15 protein-coding genes and 1 pseudogene are annotated in these 18,438 nt (G+C 69.5%); 6 read left to right on the top strand and 10 right to left on the bottom strand.

Annotation, left to right across the window (positions count from 1 at the left end):
- Nucleotides 1–84: 84 nt before the first annotated feature.
- The gene (locus WI26_RS19910; protein WP_420480793.1) at nucleotides 85–1,482 is read left to right on the top strand and encodes a sensor histidine kinase N-terminal domain-containing protein; all 1,398 of its coding nucleotides are present in this window, start codon (nucleotides 85–87) and stop codon (nucleotides 1,480–1,482) included.
- 80 nt (nucleotides 1,483–1,562) lie between these two features.
- Here WI26_RS19910 and WI26_RS19915 read toward each other — a convergent pair whose 3' ends face one another.
- The 8 genes from WI26_RS19915 to WI26_RS19950 form a co-directional block, all read right to left on the bottom strand.
- Nucleotides 1,563–2,429: an MOSC domain-containing protein gene (locus tag WI26_RS19915; protein ID WP_069226924.1), complete on the bottom strand. Its 867-nt coding sequence runs from the start codon at nucleotides 2,427–2,429 to the stop codon at nucleotides 1,563–1,565.
- A 107-nt stretch (nucleotides 2,430–2,536) separates the two neighbouring features.
- A complete protein-coding gene (locus WI26_RS19920; RefSeq protein ID WP_059539627.1) occupies nucleotides 2,537–3,493 on the bottom strand; it encodes an ABC transporter substrate-binding protein in 957 nt (318 codons plus the stop codon).
- Between the two features lie 38 nt (nucleotides 3,494–3,531).
- Entirely contained in the window at nucleotides 3,532–4,713 is a 1,182-nt protein-coding gene (locus WI26_RS19925; protein WP_069227799.1) for a c-type cytochrome, read from the bottom strand.
- Between the two features lie 50 nt (nucleotides 4,714–4,763).
- Entirely contained in the window at nucleotides 4,764–5,588 is an 825-nt protein-coding gene (locus WI26_RS19930; RefSeq protein ID WP_069226925.1) for an ABC transporter ATP-binding protein, read from the bottom strand.
- Complete coding sequence (locus WI26_RS19935) at nucleotides 5,582–6,688, bottom strand: ABC transporter permease (RefSeq protein ID WP_069226926.1); 1,107 nt, start codon at nucleotides 6,686–6,688, stop codon at nucleotides 5,582–5,584. The genes WI26_RS19930 and WI26_RS19935 overlap by 7 nt, the downstream gene beginning before the upstream one ends.
- A gap of 4 nt (nucleotides 6,689–6,692) precedes the next feature.
- Nucleotides 6,693–7,727 carry an ABC transporter substrate-binding protein gene (locus tag WI26_RS19940; protein WP_059466184.1) on the bottom strand — a complete coding sequence of 345 codons (1,035 nt, stop codon included), beginning with the start codon at nucleotides 7,725–7,727 and terminating at the stop codon, nucleotides 6,693–6,695.
- A 36-nt stretch (nucleotides 7,728–7,763) separates the two neighbouring features.
- On the bottom strand, nucleotides 7,764–8,609 hold the full coding sequence (locus WI26_RS19945) for a class II aldolase/adducin family protein (protein ID WP_069226927.1): 846 nt from the start codon (nucleotides 8,607–8,609) through the stop codon (nucleotides 7,764–7,766).
- A 20-nt stretch (nucleotides 8,610–8,629) separates the two neighbouring features.
- A complete protein-coding gene (locus WI26_RS19950) occupies nucleotides 8,630–9,715 on the bottom strand; it encodes an LLM class flavin-dependent oxidoreductase (RefSeq protein ID WP_069226928.1) in 1,086 nt (361 codons plus the stop codon).
- A 419-nt stretch (nucleotides 9,716–10,134) separates the two neighbouring features.
- On the opposite strand from WI26_RS19950, the gene WI26_RS19960 reads away from it, so the two are divergent.
- The gene (locus tag WI26_RS19960) at nucleotides 10,135–11,469 is read left to right on the top strand and encodes an acyl-CoA dehydrogenase family protein (protein ID WP_069226930.1); all 1,335 of its coding nucleotides are present in this window, start codon (nucleotides 10,135–10,137) and stop codon (nucleotides 11,467–11,469) included.
- A 64-nt stretch (nucleotides 11,470–11,533) separates the two neighbouring features.
- Here the strand turns inward: WI26_RS19960 and WI26_RS19965 are convergent, their stop codons facing one another.
- Nucleotides 11,534–12,457, bottom strand: a complete 924-nt coding sequence (locus WI26_RS19965; RefSeq protein ID WP_069226931.1) for a LysR family transcriptional regulator — start codon at nucleotides 12,455–12,457, stop codon at nucleotides 11,534–11,536.
- 74 nt (nucleotides 12,458–12,531) lie between these two features.
- Here WI26_RS19965 and WI26_RS19970 point away from each other — a divergent pair, with 74 nt between their 5' ends.
- Entirely contained in the window at nucleotides 12,532–13,098 is a 567-nt protein-coding gene (locus tag WI26_RS19970; RefSeq protein ID WP_059466179.1) for a cysteine dioxygenase, read from the top strand.
- A 109-nt stretch (nucleotides 13,099–13,207) separates the two neighbouring features.
- On the top strand, nucleotides 13,208–14,833 hold the full coding sequence (locus WI26_RS19975) for a rhodanese-related sulfurtransferase (RefSeq protein WP_069226932.1): 1,626 nt from the start codon (nucleotides 13,208–13,210) through the stop codon (nucleotides 14,831–14,833).
- 57 nt (nucleotides 14,834–14,890) lie between these two features.
- On the opposite strand, the pseudogene WI26_RS31495 reads toward WI26_RS19975, so the two are convergent.
- Nucleotides 14,891–15,390, bottom strand: a pseudogene (locus WI26_RS31495) (glycerophosphodiester phosphodiesterase family protein); the annotation flags it as partial.
- Between the two features lie 210 nt (nucleotides 15,391–15,600).
- Here WI26_RS31495 and WI26_RS19990 point away from each other — a divergent pair.
- Nucleotides 15,601–16,665, top strand: a complete 1,065-nt coding sequence (locus WI26_RS19990) for a phytoene/squalene synthase family protein (protein WP_069226935.1) — start codon at nucleotides 15,601–15,603, stop codon at nucleotides 16,663–16,665.
- Between the two features lie 497 nt (nucleotides 16,666–17,162).
- Nucleotides 17,163–18,380, top strand: a complete 1,218-nt coding sequence (locus WI26_RS19995; RefSeq protein ID WP_059466175.1) for a porin — start codon at nucleotides 17,163–17,165, stop codon at nucleotides 18,378–18,380.
- Nucleotides 18,381–18,438: the final 58 nt, after the last annotated feature.

The following is an 18,438-nucleotide window of genomic DNA, read 5'->3' on the forward strand; positions in this document are numbered from 1 at the left end:
GCCGGAGCGTCATTCCGGATCGGCATGCCCGCTGCGCGCCGAGGGCGCGCATGCCGCGCTTGCGGCGGCCCGGCGGGGCGCACGATGATCCGCCGTCCGAACCTGCGCACGCAAGTCGCGCTGTGGCTGCTGCTGCCGCTGCTCGGGCTGCTCGCGCTCGACTCGTGGCTCACGTACCAGCGCGCGATGAGCGCCGCGCACGTCGCGTTCGACCGCACGCTGTCGTCGTCGCTGAAGTCGATCCGCGAAGGCGTGCGGCTCAACGACGGTGAAATCGAGGTCGACCTGCCGTATCTCGCGCTCGAGATGTTCGAATCGGGTGACGGCGGCAAGATCTACTACCTGATCCGCGAGGACAACGGCCACACGATCACGGGCTATCCGGACCTGCCGCTGCCGCCGGGCGACGGCACGCTGTTCGTCACGCGCTACTACAACGTCGTCTATCGCGGCGAGCAGTTGCGCATGGCCGCGTTGCGCGTGCCGGTGCACGACGTGCCGACCGCGCAGACGCGCATCGTGTGGGTGATGGTCGGCGAGACGATCGAGGGACGCCAGGCGCTCGCGCGCGAAATCCTGATGGGCTCGCTGTTGCAGGAAGGCCTGCTCGTCGTGCTCGCGCTCGGGATCGTGTGGCTCGGCGTGGGGCGCGGGCTGCGACCGTTGAACCGGCTGTCCGCGAAGGTCGCCGCGCGTACCGACGCCGATCCGACGCCGCTCGACACCGGCGGCATGCCGAGCGAACTCGCGCCGCTCGTCGAGTCGATCAACCAGTACATCGGCCGCACGCAGCAGATGCAGGTCGCGCGGCGGCGCTTCTTCGCGGACGCGGCCCATCAGTTGAAGACGCCGCTCGCGGCCGTGCAGGCCGGCGTCGAACTGGCACTGCGGCCGGACGAGCAGCCGCGCGTGAACGTGCATCTGCGGCGCGTGAACGGCGCGGTGCGGCAGGCCGCGAAGATCGTCCAGCAACTGCTGTCGCTGTCGCGGCTCGATTCGGACAGCGGCCAGGCGGTCGCGCAGCAGCCGGTCGCGCTGCATCGGTTGGCGCGCAGCGTGACGCTCGACTGGTCGCCGGTGGCGCGGGCGCGCGACATCGATCTCGGCTTCGAGCACGAGGCCGACGTCGACGTACTCGGTCAGCCGGACCTGCTCGGCGAAATGATCGGCAACCTGATCGACAACGCGATCCGTTATTCCGGCGACCGTGCGGTGATCACGGTGCACGTGTCGCGCGACGGCGAGCATGCGCGGCTCGACGTGATCGACAACGGGCCGGGTATTCCGGTAGCCGAGCGCGACGCGGTGTTCGAGCGCTTCCATCGCGGCAGCAAGACGCAGACGGTCGAAGGCACGGGGCTCGGGCTGTCGATCGTGCGGGAGATCGCGCGCGTGCATCAGGGCAGCGTGACGCTGGCCGATGCGGCAGGCGGCGGGCTGGTCGTGACGGTCATGCTGCCGGCGGTTCGGGCGGCGCAGTAGCAGGGGCGCCGCGATCGACGCAACCGGGGTGAACGGCGGCGACGGAAACGATATGCCGTCCGCCGCGCGCGTCCATCCGCTCAGTCGCCGAAGCCGATCTCAGCTTCGAGCGACTGCCCGACCTCAAGCCATGCGCCCGCGCCTTCGACGACGATCGCGTTGATGCCGAACGTCAGCGCGTCGTCGTAGTTCGGATGCGCACGATAGGTCTGCATCGTGTCGGTCGGCTCGTGCGGCCATTCGGGGTTCGGCGCGCCGGTGACCTGGTCGATCGTCGGCATCGGGCAGCGCGTGCACAGCTTCACGAGGCGCAGCCGCACGGGCGTATCGCCTGCTACGTCGAGATGCTCGACGAAATCCTCTTCGTACGCATCGAGATTCGACACAACGATGTTCGGGCGGAAGCGGTTCATCGGAATCGTAGGCGCGCCTTTCGCGACGAGCTTCGCATTCAGGTCGTCGAGCGACGATTGGCCGATCACGAGCAGCGGAAAGCCGTCCGCGAACTGCGTGTGCGTGTCGATGTCGCCGGTCCATTTGCGGTTGCAGCCGCGACGCGACTCGGCGCCGAAGCGTGCGAGCTTCAACGGCGTGCCGAGGAATTCGGTCAGCCATGCGGCCGTCTCGGCGCCCGTGTCGATCGCATCGACGGTGTCGCGCCAGACGGTCGCGGCCATCTTCGGCGTGGCGGGTGTCGCATCGCCGTCGAGCGGCGTGCGGATCTCGGGCATGCCCGGCGCGTTCAGCACGAGCGCATCGTGCTCGAGCGCGGTGCGGATCAGCGCGAGGCGCGGGTGCGTGCGCTGCGTGATCATCATCCCGTCCGGGGTCGTGATCAGCCAGTGGCGATCGTACGCGAGGCCCGTTTCGAGCAGTTGCGCGCGCGACAGCGCGATGCCGGCGCAGGATTTGATCGGATAAACGAAGAGTTCGGAGATGGCTGGCATGACGCTGGCTGACGAAGGCGGGATGGTCGAATCGCGATTGTGCCAGATCGTGTGCAAGCCGTTTGGGCGGTTGCAAGCCGTCGCGCAGCGCCGCGCCGCGCGGCCGGTCACGCCAGCGGAAAGCCAAGGTCGAAGGTCGTGCGCACGTCGAGCGGCCGGCGCAGCAGCCCGGCCTTCAGGTAGAAGTCGGCCGTGCGTTGTTGCGCGGCGATCATCGTCGCGTCGATCGGCTGCCAGCGCGTGTTGCGGCGCTCGAATTGCAGCCTGGCGGCCGCCGGCGGGATGCCGACGATGCGCGCGAGCGCCGCGGAGTACGCGTCGACGTGCCGGTACGACCAGGCCTGCGCGCGCACGACGCGTTGCAGGAAGTCGCGCAGCACGTCCCGCTTCGATGCGAGCGCCGCGTCGGTCGCCGCGACGTAGCTCAGGCCCGACCACAGACCGCGGCCGTTGACGAGCACGCGTGCGCGGCCGCTCGTTTCGGCGAGCGCGGTATAGGGTTCCCACGTCGCCCACGCGTCGATCGAACCGGTTGCGAGCGCAAGCATCGTGTCGGCCGGCGGCAGGAAGCGGAACGATACGGCGTCGGGCGGCAGGCCCGCGGCGTCGAGCGCCTTCAGCGTGACGAAATGGCCGATCGAGCCGCGCGTGGTGCCGATGCGCGCGCCTTTCAGGTCGGCGGCGTCCTTCAGCGGCGCGTCGGGTCGCACGAGCACGGCGGTGCCGTACGGGTCGGACCGGTTCGCGCCGATCACCTTGATGCGCGCGCCCGATGCGAGCGCGAATATCACCGGCGCGTCGCCGATCGGTCCGCAGTCGACGGCCGCCGCATTCAGCGCTTCGGCCAGCGGCGCGGCGGCCGGGAATTCGGTCCATGCGATGTCGTACGCGAGGCCGTTCAGTTCGCCGGCCGCTTCGAGCAGCGCGCGCAGCCCGCCTTTCTGATCGCCAGCACGCAGCAGCGGCCGCGCACCCGATTGCGCGTGCAATGCGATCGGCGCGACGGCTAGGGTGGTGGCGAGGGCGCTCGCTTGCGCGAGGAAGTGGCGTCGGGTCGGATTCATCGTGAAGTTCGGTCGGTCGGGGAAAACGGTTCAGGGATTCAATGCGGGAGCCCGGCCTGTACGTCGCGCACGGGTTCGGCGTCCACGCGCAGCAGCAGGGCCGTCAGCGGATCGGCGCTCGCGGTCGCGGCGGATGGCCGTGCGGTCGCATCCGAGCGGCACAGCAAATCGTCGGACGACCAGCCCGTGCTCCCCGGCAACGCGCGCGCCCGTAGCCAGCCGCGCCGGTCGGCGAGCAGTTGCGTGCCGCCGAACGTCCCTGGCGGCACGCCGGCGATCGTCGCGAACGCTTGCCATGCACCGGGCGTCGACGCGACGCAGTTCGCGCGTGTACCGGTTGCCGGTGGCGCGTGCGTATCGTCGGCGGTGACGAGCAGCGTCTGCCAGCGCGGATCTTCCGTCGGGGCAGCGCTGCCCGGTGCGAGCGCGACGATGCGCACGCGCTGGCCTTCGCGCCAGCGCTCGAGCGGTTGCGGCGCGGCGCTGCCGCAACGCACGTCGAGCGCTGGCAGCGGAACCGGCACGGGCCACGCACCTCCCGCCTGCGCGCCGCTGCCGGCCGACAGCGCCTTCAGGTAAGCGAGCACGGCCCATGTGTCGGCCGGGCCGAGCGTCGCGGCGAAGCCCGGCATCGACGATGCGCCGCGCGCGTCGTGCGTGCCGTGCCGCACGCGCCAGTACAGTTCGCCGTCGAGCCGGCGGGCGAGCAGCGCGCCCGCGAAGGTCGGCGGCCAATGCGCGAGCGTTGCCGCGAGCGGCCCTTCGCCGCGGCCGTCCGCGCCGTGACATGCCGCGCAATGCCGCGCATACAGGTGCGCGCCGTGCATGACGTTCGCGACGGAAAGCGGCGCGGGATCGCGCTGGAAACTCGTGGGCACCGCAGGTGCGAGCCACAGCGACGCCGGTGGCCACGGCGCGAACCACGCGACGGCCAGCGCGGCGATTGCCGATGCCGCCCGCCACTTGCGCGAAACCAGCGCGATACAGCCGAGCGCCACGGCGAGCGCGGTTGCCGCGCAAGCGAACGCCAGCTGTCGCGTGAGCGCTGCATCGATGCGCAGCGTTTCGAGCGCGATCCGGTGCGGCCAGGGCCACGCGGCCTGTCCGTCGGCATCGCCGATCAGGCCGGCCGCATGCAGCGCCCGGGAGAGCGCGATCTGCGCGCGATACAGCAGTTGCAGGAACAGGAGGGCCCAGTCGGCGAACGGCGGTGCGTTCATCGGCGCGGCCTTCGCCATGCGCGGGTCGTTCTGCTGGCAGCACTCGGCATCTACCAGCTCGCATCGAGTCCGAGATGTCGCAGCGCTTCGTGACGCAGTTCGGCGAGACGCGGATCGCCGCGATGGCGCGGATACGGCAGGTCGACATGCAGTTCCGCGACGATCCGTGCGGGCCGCGGCCCGAACACGATCACGCGCTGCGCAAGAAACAGCGCTTCCTCGACGTCGTGCGTGACGAGCAGCGCGGAGAATCCGTCGCGTTGCCACAGCGCGGTCAACTCGGCCTGCATCGTCAACCGTGTCAGCGAATCGAGCTTGCCGAGCGGCTCGTCGAGGATCAGCAGGCGCGGATCGTTGACGAGCGCGCGGGCGAGCGCGACCCGCTGCGCCATCCCGCCGGACAGCTGATGCGGAAACACGTTCGAGAATTCCTGCAGCCCGACGCGCGCGAGCGCATCGTCGACACGATGCTGCGCGGTGCGCGCCACGCCGCGCGCCTCGAGGCCGAGCGCGACGTTCGCGCGCACGCGGCGCCACGGGTACAGCGTCGGATCCTGGAACACGACGATGCGCGACGGATCCGGACGTTCGATCGGCACGCCGTCCTGCGCGATTGCGCCTTGTCGCGCGGCGTCGAGGCCCGCGACGAGCCGCAGCAGTGTCGATTTCCCGCAGCCGCTCGGGCCGAGCAGCGCGACGAATTCGCCGGCCGCGACCGACAGCGTGACGTCGTCGAGCACCGGCAGCGGGCCGCCGGGGCCGTCGAACGCATGGCTCACGCGGCGGATGTCGATGCGCGCGCCGCGCACCGTCGCGGCATCGGATTTGGCGGGTGCCGTGGAGACGGGCGATTCGAGAACGGCGGCGCTTACCATTTGACGGTTCCTTTCTGCCACGCGAGCACACGGTCGCGCACCGCGAACAGCAGCGCGATCAACCCGGAAAACAGCAGCGCCATCACGATCAGCGCCGCATACATGTTCACATACGACGCCCAGCCCTGCGCCCAGCTCAGATACCAGCCGAGCCCCGACTTGACGCCCATCATCTCGGCGACGACGAGCACCGTGAACGAGGCGCTCAGCCCCATGAAGATGCCGACGAACACGTGCGGCAGCGCGGCGGGAATCGCGACGCGCAACACCAGGAAGCGCGCGTTCGCGCCGAGCGTGCGCGCGACGTCGTAGTACTGCCGGTTCACGCTCGCGACGCCCGACCATGTCAGTACCGCGACCGGGAAGCCGGTCGACAACGCGATCAGGAATGCGGCGGCCGAATAGCTCGTCGGGAAGAAGTAGAACGTGAGCGGCAGCAACGCGGTGGCCGGCACCGGGCCGAGCACGCGCAGCACCGGATGCACCCAGTAGCCGATGCGGCGCGACCAGCCGATCGATACGCCGACCGCGAACCCGGCCGCGACGCCGTAGGCGAATCCGAGCGAAAGCAGCTTCAGCGTATTGCCGGCGCTGCCGGCGAGGCGCGGCCAATCGTCGACGTAGACCTCGATGAGTGCCTGCGGCGGCGCGAAGAACGGCGTCGGCAGCCAGCCGGTCTTGGCCGTGGCGATTTCCCATGCGGCAAGCACGAGCGGCAGGGCGACGAGCCACGGGCCGGCCGGGCGCACGCGGGCAAGCCGCGCGCGCGTGGCAGGCACGCGATGACCGAGCGTCGCGGCGGCCAGCAGCAGCGCGGCGATCGCCCACGCGGCGATGCCGAACGTGTCGGTGTACGCCCAGTCGGTGAAACCGACGACGCGATTCGGCCACACGCGAGTCACCGCGCCGAGCGCGGCCCACGCGAGCGCCGCCGCGATGCCGGTCGGCCAGGTACGTGCGCGGCGTGCGTCCGCTGCGGCGATCGCATCGCACCCCGCGCATGCGGGACGGGGAGCGGCGGCGACGGCGGAAGTCGCGGCGGCGGCTTCGCCCCGCGCCGGTGCAGGGCGCGAAGCAGGTGCGTGTTCGATCGTCGACATCGCGTCACCCCAGCACGTTCGAATAGACCTGCTGCGCGAAGCGCTGCGGGTCGGTGCCTTTCTTCAGCACGCCGATCCGGCGGAAATCGTCCGCGTAGAACGCGATTTCCTGCTGCAGGTCGACGTTGGTCGGGTGGTGCGTGTAGGTCAGCGTCGCGTACAGCTTGCGCAGATCTTCCGGGTTGATCTTCGGCGAATACTTCGCGAACGCCTTCGCGGCTTCGTTCGGATTGTCGTGCGTGTACTCGGTGGCTTGCACGATCGAGCGCGCGAGTGCGGCTGCCGCCGGCCGGTCGTTGCGCACGAGGTCGCCGCGCGCACCGATCACGCAGCACACCTTGCGCGCGTATTCGCCGGACAGGTTCGTCGCGAGTTCCGTATACGCGCCGTTGCTGCGCTTTTCGAGCAGATAGAGGTTCGGGTCGCCGTCGGCGATCGCCTGGATCTCGCCCTTGTCGACCGCGACGCCGAGCAGGTCGGCCGGATACTGCCGCCAGGTGACGTCGCGTTCGGGATCGATGCCGTTCTTCGCGAGCAGGATCGAGAAGAAATGCTTGCCCGGCGCCGCGAGATCGCTGACGCCGACCGTCTTGCCCTTCAGCGCCTGCAGCGTCGTCACGCCGGCCGTCTTCGCGCCGAGCAGCCGCACGCAGCCGCCGTGCGAGCTGCCGATGATTTTCACGTCGAAGCCGGCTTCGAGCGGCTTCAGCCAGCGGTGGATCATCCCGACCGCCGCATCGGCCTTGCCGGTCGCGATCGATTCGAGCAACTGATCGGTCGATCCGCTGTAGTTGATCAGTTCGACCTTCAATCCGTTCTTCTCGAAGAAGCCGTTCTCCTGCGCGACGACGATCGGCGTCAGGCAGAACGCATTCTGGTTCCACGCGAACGTGAGCTTCTTCAGCGGCGGCGCGGACCACGCTTTGCGGCCGAGCGTGATCGCCGGCGCGGCGAGCGCGGCGGCGCCGGCCGCGCGCAGCAGCCGTCGGCGCTTGTCGTCAGGGGCGCCGGTCGGCGCGGGTGCGGTGGTATCGGTCATCGTGTGGTCTCCGGTTCCGGTCGTGCGGCGGGGCGCTCAGTCGAGCAGGTCGGGCTCGTCGGCGACGACGCGTGCGAACAGGCTGTCGAACGCGTGCAATGCGCCGTCCGGGCCGCCGATCTGGCCGTGCGTGTGTCGCGCGGTCGCGTGATCGATCGGTTGCGGCGTGCCGGCCGCTTCGGCCAGCAGCTGCGTGTGCGCGGCATTGTCGAGCGCGATGTACCACCACGCGGCGGCCTCGACCGTCGGACCGGCCGTCAGGATGCCGTGGTTCTTCAGGATCACGCCCTTGTGCGTGGTGCCGTCGGGTTTCGCGAGCGCGTTCGCGATCCGTGCGCCTTCGCTCGTATCGACGACCATGCCCGTGAAGTCGTCGAACAGCGCGTGATCCTCGTAGAACACGCACGCGTCCTGCGTCAGCGGGGCGAGCGGGCGACCGAGCGTCGACCACGCCTTGCCGTAGGTCGAATGCGTATGCGCGGCCGCGACGATGTGCGGATGCGCGTCGTGAATCGCCGCGTGGATCGCGAATGCGGCCTTGTTCAGCGGCCGGTTGCCGATCGCGGTTTCGCCGCGCGCGTTGACGAGCAGCAGGTCCGACACCTTGATCCGCGAGAAATGCACGCCTAGCGGATTCACCCAGAAGTGGTCGGGCAGTTCGGGGTCGCGCGCGGTGATGTGGCCGGCGAGACCCGACGCGAAGCCGAAACGTGCGAACAGGCGGAACGCGGCCGCGAGCCGTTCCTGCCGGTGGCGGCGCTCGGCGGCGACGTCGACGCGCGGCGCAGGTGGATCGAACCAGAAATGCTGACGCGGCGTGTCGGCGAGAACGAGGCCGGACGTGGTGCGCGCGGGCAATGACGAAGAGAGGACAGCGGACATGGTCGGCGTCTCCTTTTGCGTCAGGCCGCGCGGCGCGCCGCGTCGCGTGCCGCGACGGCGCTGCGCACGCGCGGAATCAGTTCGCGGCCGTAGTCGATTGCATCTTCGAGCGGATCGAAGCCGCGGATCAGGAAGGTCGTCACGCCGAGGTCGTAGTAATCGAGCAGCGCGTCGGCGACCTGTTCGGGCGTGCCGACCAGCGCGGTCGAATTCGAGCGCGCGCCGGTGAGCTTCGCGATCTCGGTCCACAGCCGCTTGTCGACGCGCGAGCCGCGTTCGGCCGCGGCGAGCAGGCGCCGCGCGCCTTCGCTCTGCTGCGGGCCGCCGGTGCCGAGGCCGGCCGCTTCGCGCAACCGGCGGGTTTCGTCGAGGATGCGGTGCGCGCGCGCCCATGCTTCGTCCTCGGTCGCCGCGAGGATCGGCCGGAACGACACGGAGAAGCGCACCTGCCGGCCGTGCTTCGCGGCTTCGGCGCGCACGCGGGTCGTCAGGTCGCGCACCTGGTCGAGCGATTCGCCCCACAGCGCATAGACGTCCGCGTGCTTGCCGGCGACTTGCAGCGCCGCGTCCGACGCGCCGCCGAAGTAGATCGGCACGTGCGGCTGCTGGTACGGCTTCACTTCGGAAAAGCCCTGCGTGAAGCGGTAGTGCGCGCCGTCGTGATCGAACGGCTGCGTTTCGGTCCAGACGCGGCGCAGGATGCCGAGATATTCGTCGGTGCGCGCGTAGCGTGCATCGTGGTCGAGGAAGTCGCCGTCGCGCTGCTGCTCGCTGTCCGAGCCGCCGGAGATGAAGTGCACGGCGAGCCGGCCGCGGCTGAACTGATCGAGCGTCGCGATCTGCCGCGCGGCGAGCGTCGGCGCGGTGAAGCCCGGCCGATGCGCGAGCATGAAATGGATGCGCTCGGTCGCGGCGGCAGCGAACGCGATCGTCAGCGTCGCGGACGGGCCGGTCGAATGATGCGGGACGAGGATCCGGTCGAAGCCGGCCGTTTCATGTGCGCGGGCGAAGTCGCGCACGTAATCGGGATCGACGACGGGGCCGGTGGGCGGATGGATTTCCGACTGCTTCTGGCTCTGGATCATGCCGATGAATTCGACGCTCATCTGGGTCTCCGATGCGAGGACGGCCCTACGCGGCCACGACGGCCGGCGGGGCAGGAATGGAGCGCAGATTACCGCCGGGATCATGCGGAACGGAAATAATGAATCCCGATTTGAATATCAGATTTGCATGGTTTGGGCGGTTGCACGTTGCGCATACGCTATGAGCTCGCGATGGAGCGGCGAGGGCGTCGCGGGTGTGTCGGGCGGCGCTTCCGTGCGGGGCAGGTACCGGATCGGCATGCGTCGAATGCCGATGCATGCGCACGCGTTCGCGGCGAACGACCGCGAACCGGCACGCGAGCGCATCCGATCGCCACCGGCTTCACGCGCTGCCGCGCCATTCGCCATTCGCCAATCGATCTCCGCTCTCGCCGCGGTTACGTTACCCAGCTACCCAGTCACCGAGGGAATCTGTACCGATGTCCGCCCGCCTTGCCGCTTCCTCGCCGCTATCGCAGCAGTCGTCGTCGCTGCGCCACCTGCCTGCCGACGATGCGCGCGTCGCCGCGCTGCTCGAGCGCCTCGCGCCCGATCTCGCCGCCGATGCCGCCCGCAACGATGTCGACGGCCGCTTCCCGCACGAGAACTTCGCGCGGCTGCATCGTGCCGGGCTGATCGCGCAGGTCGTGCCGCGCGAGCACGGCGGCGCGGGCGCGACGCTCGCACAGGCGAGCCGGATCGTCGCCGCCGTCGCGCGCGCCGATCCCGCGACCGCACTGGTGCTGACGATGACGTATCTGCAGCATCGCGCGCTCGGCCGCGCGGACAACCGCTGGCCCGCGCGCGTGCGGCGCGCGGTGTTCGACAGTGCGGTCGCCGAAGGCGCGCTGATCAACGCGTTGCGCGTCGAACCGGCGCTCGGTTCGCCGTCGCGAGGCGGCCTGCCCGAGACGATCGCGCGCCGCGACGGCGACGGCTGGCGGTTGTCCGGCCACAAGCTGTACAGCACCGGCATTCCGGCGCTGCGCTGGCTCGCCGTGTGGGCGCGCACCGACGAACCCGAACCGCGTGTCGGCGTATTCCTGGTTCCGCGCGAGCGCGATACGGATGACGAAGCAGGCATTCGCGTGATCGAAAGCTGGAATCACCTGGGCCTGCGCGCACCGGGCAGCCACGAGGTCGTGTTCGACGACGTGCGGCTGCCCGCCGATCATGCGGTGGACGTGCGCGCGCCCGATGCGTGGGCCGTATCGGCCGCGAGCCATGCGGATATCGACGCGCAGGCCGACCAGCAGGCGTGGATGGTCGCGTTGCTCGGCAGCCTCTACGATGCGGTGGCGCGTGCGTCGCGCGACTGGTTGCTCGAGTTCGCGACGACGCGCGTGCCGAGCGGGCTCGGCGTCCCGCTCGCGACGCTGCCGCGCATTCAGGAGGCCGTCGGCGAGATCGAAGGGTGGTTGCACACGAATCGCGTGCTGCTCGACGAGCACATCGCGCGCACCGACACGGGCGACGCGCCGACGGTGACGACGAGCGGCCTCGTCAAGCGAACCGTGACGGAGCAGGCGATCCGCACGGTCGAGCACGCGTTGAAGCTGTCGGGCAATCACGGGCTGAGCCGCCACCATCCGCTCGAGCGTCACTATCGCGACGTGCTGTGCAGCCGCGTGCACACGCCGCAGGACGATGCGATCGCGGTGGCCGCCGGACGGGCGGCACTCGACGCGGCGTCGCGCAGCGCGACGACGAACGCGGGGGCCGGTGGTACGTCACGCGGCGCACCGGCATCCGGCCGAAACGAAGACGATGCGTGAGCGGGGCCGTGTGGCAGTCGGTGCAAACGGAACGACGCCTTGCGGGCGTCATCGCCGGCCGCGGTCAAGCGGCTTCGTCGCGTTCGGCTGCATCTTCGGGCAGCGCGAACGCCGCGCGCGCATGCGCGGCCACGGCGGCGAGCGGCGCCCCGAAGCGCGCGGCGTCCTGCCGGCGCAGCAGCCACAGATCGATCTGCGGTTTGAAATCGGCGAGCGGCACGATGTCGACCGCGTCGCGCAGCGGGCTGCCTTCGACAAGCGGCAGCGGCATCAGCCCGAGGCCGAACCCGTTCGCGACGCTCTGCAATTGCAGGTCGCGGCCATAGGTATCGAGCGCGACCGGCATCGGCAGCCCTTGCGCGTCGAGCGCGCGGCGCAGACCCGCGCGAAAGCCGCAGCCGTCGGGATTGAGCACCCAGCCGCGCGCGTGACAGTCGGCGAGCCGGTAGCTGCGGCGCGGCCAATCGCCCTTGCGGCCGACCGCGACGAGCCGCGTGGCCAGCAGCCGCTCGCCGTCGACCTGCGGCGGCAACAGCATCTCGCGGGCCAGAAACACAAGCGCTGCGTCGAGTTCGCGGCGCGCGACGCGCTCGACGAGCGTGCCGCCCCAGGCCGTCGTGACCTGCGTGGCGAGCGCCGGCCATTGCGCGCCGATCCGCGCGATCAGGCCGGGAAGCATCAGTTCGCCGAGCCCTTGCGTGAGGCCGACGCGGAATTCGCCGGCGGGCGGCCGCTGGCCGGCCGTCAGTTCGCGCAGCGCATCGACTTCGCGCAGGATCGCGCGGCATTGCTCGAACACCTGCAGGCCGATGTCGGTCGGGCGCGGCGGCTTCGTGTTACGGTCGAGCAGCGTCGCGCCGAGCGCTTCCTCGAGGTTCTGCACGCGCCGCGTGATCGCCGGCTGCGTCATCCCGAGCTCGGCCGCGGCCTGGCTCAGCGTCTGGCAGCGGACGACCGCTGCAAAAGCGTCGATATCGCTAATTTTCATGTTTGTTCTGCATGGTATTTCGGGTGCATCATGACGATTCATCATATTCGGCATCATATTCGAGGAGGCAGCCGGTGAGTACGCTTTCGTTGCATCAGACGCCGCTGCGTCCGTTCGTCGACAGGCTGGGCGCGCTGCTCGCGTCCGGCGCGAACGAGGCGCGCATCCTGGACGAGGGCGGCGCGCTGCTGGCCGCGCTCGTCGCGCACGACGACTGGCTGCCCGACGCGTTCGCGCAGCCCGATCCGGCGCGCTACCGCCAGTACCTGCTGTATCTCGATCCCGACGAGCGGTTCTCCGTCGTCAGCTTTGTGTGGGGGCCCGGCCAGACGACGCCGATCCACAACCACACCGTATGGGGGCTGATCGGGATGCTGCGCGGCGGCGAGTTCTCGCAGCCGTACCGGTTCGACGCGACCGGCCGGCCGGTGCCGTCGGGCGATGCGGTGCGGCTGCGGCCGGGCGACGTCGAGGCCGTGTCGCCGCGCATCGGCGACGTTCATCGCGTGACCAACGCGTTCGCCGACCAGGTGTCGATCAGCATCCACGTGTACGGCGCGAACATCGGCAAGGTCGAGCGCGCGGTATTCCTGGACGACGGCACCGTGAAGCCGTTCGTGTCCGGCTATTCGAACGCGTGACGCCGCAAGTCGCGGGCGGCCCGTTCCGAGCGCGCGCCCGCGGGCTCGAGATTCACCCGCTTTCCGTTTGTTTCCTTCACCGACTGCAACAGAATCCAGCAGAGACATCGTGACGCAATCCGTTGATTCCACTTCCCGTTTCCCCGTCGCGTCGTACCAGGACGTACGCGCGCGCCTCCTGGCCCGCGACGAGCTCGCGCTGATCGACGTGCGCGAGGAAGATCCCTACGCGCAGGGCCATCCGCTCTGGGCCGCCAACTTTCCGCTGTCGAAGCTCGAACTCGACGCGTGGACGCGCATTCCGCGCCGCGACACGCCGATCGTCGTGTACGGCGAAGCGGGCGGCGAGGATCTCGCGCCGCGCGCGGCCGCGAAGCTCGCGCAGCTCGGCTATACCGACGTGCGGCTGCTCGACGGCGGTCTCGCGGCCTGGCTCGCCGCGGGCGGCGAGCTGTTCATCGACGTGAACGTGCCGAGCAAGTCGTTCGGCGAATGGGTCGAGGCCGAGCGCCATACGCCGTCGCTGTCCGCGCAGGAAGTGCAGGCGCTGATCGACGAGAAGGCGGACGTCGTGATCGTCGACGCGCGCCGCTTCGACGAATACCAGACGATGAACATCCCGACGTCGACGAGCGTGCCGGGTGCGGAGCTCGTACTGCGCGTGCGCGCGCTCGCGCCGAACCCCGCAACCCGGATCGTGGTGAACTGCGCGGGCCGCACGCGCAGCATCATCGGCACGCAGTCGCTCGTGAATGCGGGGCTGCCGAACCCGGTCGCGGCATTGCGCAACGGCACGATCGGCTGGACGCTCGCCGGCCAGGCGCTTGAGCACGGCGCCGCGCGACGCTTTCCGGACGACATCGAACCCGCGCAGCGCGAGGAAGCCCGTCGCGCCGCGCGCGCGGTGGCCGAGCGTGCCGGCGTGCCGCGCATCGCGCTCGCGGACGTCGCGGCGCTCGACGAGCCGGGCCGCACGCTGTACCGCTTCGACGTGCGTACGCCGGAGGAATACGAGGCCGGCCATCTGCCAGACTTCCTGGGCACGCCGGGCGGCCAGCTCGTGCAGGAAACCGATCATCATGCGGCCGTGCGCGGCGCGCGCATCGTACTCGCCGACGACGACGGCGTGCGCGCGGACATGACCGCGTCGTGGCTCGCGCAGATGGGCTGGGAGGTGCGCGTGATCGAGCCGGCCGGCGCGGCGGCGTTCACCGAGCGCGGTCAGCCGCCCCGCGACGTGCCGGCGTCGCCGCAGGTGGCCGAGGTGTCGCCCGCGACGCTCGCGGGCTGGCTGAACGAGGCGGCCGCGGGCGAGATCGCGGTCGTCGACGTGACGACCAGCGCGAACTACGTGAAGCGGCATATTCCCGGCGCATGGTTCGTCGTGCGCGCGCAGTTGCGCGACGCGCTCGCCGCGATTCCGCCAGCGAAGCGCTATGTGTTCACGTGCGGCTCGAGCCTGCTCGCGCGGTTCGCGGCGGACGACGCGCGCGCGCTGCTGCCGGCTGGCGCGGCGATCTCGGTGCTGACCGGCGGCACCGCCGCGTGGATCGACGCGGGGCTGCCGCTCGAGCACGGCGAGACGCATCTGGCGTCGCCGCGCGTCGACCGCTACCGGCGCCCGTATGAAGGCACCGACAACGCGGCCGCCGCGATGCAGGCGTATCTCGACTGGGAATACGGGCTGGTCGACCAGCTGAAGCGCGACGGCACGCACCACTTCCACGTGATCTGACCGCGACGCGGCAACCGGTGTGCGGCACGACATGCGCCGCGCCCGGTTGCCGCGCGTTCAGCGGCGCATCGCATTCGACGCTCGGTACGCTCGGCGCTTGAACGTATCGACGGCCGTGCGGCCCGTGGCCGGATCGTCGGTGAAGAAGCCGTCGCGCCCGCGCGCAGGTATGCCTGGATCTCGCGAATCGAGCCCGCGGTGTTGCGCGTGGCGGGCGTGCCGCCATCCTTCGGCGACGCGGGCAGGAAGTTGTTCTCCGGACGGAACGTGTACGCATGCACGACGAGGCCGGCTTCGTGCGCGTGGCGCACGTGCGGCGTCGGCTGCTGCAGCGTGTCGTCCGCCGGCACGGCGATGAGCGACGTCTTGTACGGGCGGACGCCGTTCGCGTAGCACACGATTCCGCGCATTCCGCGCATTCCGTCGCACGTCGACAGGTCGCACGCAGGTGCGCTTGTCGTTCGCGTTCACGAAGTCGTACGACGCTGGCCGGCTTCGTCCATCGACTGCACGAGCTTCCAGTTCGGCGGGCCCGGCTTGATCCGGTTGCGGAGCGCGGGATGGCTGGAAAGCGCGATCACGCGCGCGGCGCGTTCCGGCCGTCGCCGGGAGCCGGCGCGCCGGATGCACTAAACTTGCGGGACTTTTGCATCGCCGCGCCGGGCCGACGCCCGTCCGCGCGCGACGATGCGGCGACTCGCGGGCCGGCGCGGGCGCCCGGCGCCGATGTGCGTCCGGGGCCCGCGCCGGCCGATTTTTGCTGACCCATGACGACTCATACCAATCCCGCCTATCTGCTCGGCGACCTGCTGAAGAACGTTTCCCGCTCCTTCTACCTGACGCTTCGCGTGTTGCCCGACGGCATGCGCGCCCCGGTCGGCCTGGCCTACCTGCTCGCGCGCGCGGCCGACACGATCGCCGACACGGCGCTTGTCGCACCCGATCGCCGCGCGGCGCTGCTGACCGATCTGCGCGACGACGTCGAGCGGCTCGGCGACGGCGCGGCGCTGTCGCGTGCGCTGGAGGACGTGACGCGGATGCAGACGGATTCGCACGAGCACGTGCTGCTCGGCTCGATGCAGCCGATGCTCGCGCTGCTGCGCGCGCAACCGGAGGCCGATCGCGCGTCGATCCGCAAGGTCGTCGCGACGTTGACGTCGGGGATGGAATTCGACCTGCGCACGTTCCCCGACGAGCAGTCGGGCGAGGTCGCGTCGCTGCCGGACCGCGACGTGCTCGATCGCTACACGTATCTGGTCGCCGGTTGCGTCGGCGAATTCTGGACCGACATGACCGGCGCGCACACGCGGGCCGCGCGCGGCTGGGACCTGGCCGACATGCGCGAGAAGGGCATTCGTTTCGGCAAGGCGCTGCAGATGACCAACATCCTGCGCGACTGCGCGAAGGATCTGCGGATTGGCCGCTGCTACCTGCCGGACGACGTGCTGGCCGCCCACCGCGTCGGCGTTGCCGACCTGATGTCGCCCGACGCGTCGGCGCGTGCGCGCGGCGTGCTCATCGACCTGCTGCGCGTGGCGCTCGATCAGTATCGCGACGCATGCCGGTACACGCTGGCGATTCCGCGCCGCTTCGTGCGTCTGCGGCTTGCGTGCCTTTGGCCGATCATGATCGGCCTCGAAACGCTCGAACTGCTGGCCGGCCATGACGCGTGGCTCGATCCGGCGAGGCCGGCGAAGGTGCCGCGCAAGCGGATCTACCGGATCATGGCGTCATCGCTTGCGCTCGTTGGCTCGAACGGAGCGATCCGCGCGCGCATGAACGCGCTCGTCGATGCGGTGAACGCGCGGATCGAACAGCCGTCCGCGCACTGAATCGTGCTGAACGATGCCGGCGCGACACGCGCGGGCATCGCCCCTGGGCCCGCGTTCGCCGGGCCGCTCCCGTCTTCCTGTCTGATTCTCGCCACACGAACTGAAACGTTTTCATGATTTCGTTTCCCGAAACGTGGGTGTCATGAATGTCAGCGATCCTGCGCGGCGGCGTGAAGCGCGGCACCGACCGCGATCGCGCATTTGTAAGAAGGTTGTCGCCGAAGGCGTCTGACGACATTGGACGGTCTCGATGCACCAGTAAAAATGTAAAGCTAGGGTTTTCACCGTGAAATTCCGGAGAGGCCCGCCGCACAAGCGTTTTCAGGTGTTATGTAACCGTTTGGTGAACCCCTGCGTTGCGTCGATCATACGATGACCGACTGCACATGTTGGGAAACGATTGGTAATCCGTCAGAATCGCACCGGCATGTACTCGCACATGTGTCAGTCATAAAACCACACCAGAAAAGAAATCATTCTTTGAGGACGGAGAATCAATGAAAAAGCGCGTCGCTTTCGCCATGACGGCAGCGGGTCTCGCAGCCGCTACCGCCGCCCACGCCCAGAGCAGCGTGACCCTGTACGGTATCGTCGATAACGCTATCGCCTGGCAGAACAACTCGTCGGCAACCGGCGCGACCTCGGGCGGCCACTCGAAGGTGCAGATGGCCACCGGCATCTGGGCAGGCAGCCGCTTCGGCCTGAAGGGCAGCGAAGACCTCGGCGGCGGCACGAAGGCGATTTTCCAGCTGGAAGCCGGCTTCAACGCGAACAACGGCTCGTCGCAATGGACGAACGGCATCTTCACGCGTCAGGCATGGGTCGGCATGACCAACCCGACGTACGGTACGCTGACGGCTGGCCGCCAGTACACCGCGTACTACACGCTGCTGTCGCCGTACAGCCCGACGACGTGGCTGACCGGTTACTACGGCGCGCACCCGGGTGATATCGACTCCCTGGACACCAGCTACCGCGCGAACAATTCGCTCGTCTACATGTCGCCGAAGTTCTACGGCTTCACGGTCGGCGGTTCGTACTCGTTCGGCGGCGTCGCAGGCAGCGTGAACCGCGGCTCGACGTGGAGCGCGGCGATCCAGTACCTGAACGGCCCGGCAGGCATCGCCGTCGGCTACCAGAAGGTCAACAACGCGTCGCTCGGCGGCGGCGCGTGGGGCGCGAACTCGACGGTCCAGAACGGTCTCGACAGCAGCGGCAACGGTGCTGAACCGGCAGTGTCGTCGATCAACAACGGCTACAAGTTCGCACAGTCGCAGCAGCGCCTGGCTGTGACGGCTGGCTACCAGTTCACGCCGGCGTGGGACATCTCGGTGTCGTACTCGAACGTCCAGTACATCCCGGGCACGCTGTCGGGCTTCAAGAACACGGCGATCTTCAACACGGCAGGCGCCGTGCTGCACTGGAAGGCAGCGCCGCAGTGGGACTTCGCGGCAGGCTACTCGTACACGGCGGCAACGCAGTCGAACGGCATCTCCAGCTCGGCCAAGTACCACCAGGTTACGCTGTCGCAGTACTACAGCCTGTCGAAGCGCACGGGCCTGTACGCAGTTGAGGCTTACCAGCACGCGAGCGGCAACACGCTGACCCCGACGGGCGGGATCGTCGCAGCGACGACCTCGACCGGCGACGGCGTGGGCGCGGGTTCGAAGCAGAACCAGATCGCCGCAGGCGTCGGCCTGATCCACCGCTTCTGATGTCGCGCGGCGCGCGAGCGCCGCTCACGGCATGCGGTATGAAAAAACCGGCCTTCGG

Origin of the sequence: Burkholderia diffusa (assembly GCF_001718315.1) — a bacterium.
In the GTDB taxonomy this organism is placed as follows: domain Bacteria; phylum Pseudomonadota; class Gammaproteobacteria; order Burkholderiales; family Burkholderiaceae; genus Burkholderia; species Burkholderia diffusa_B.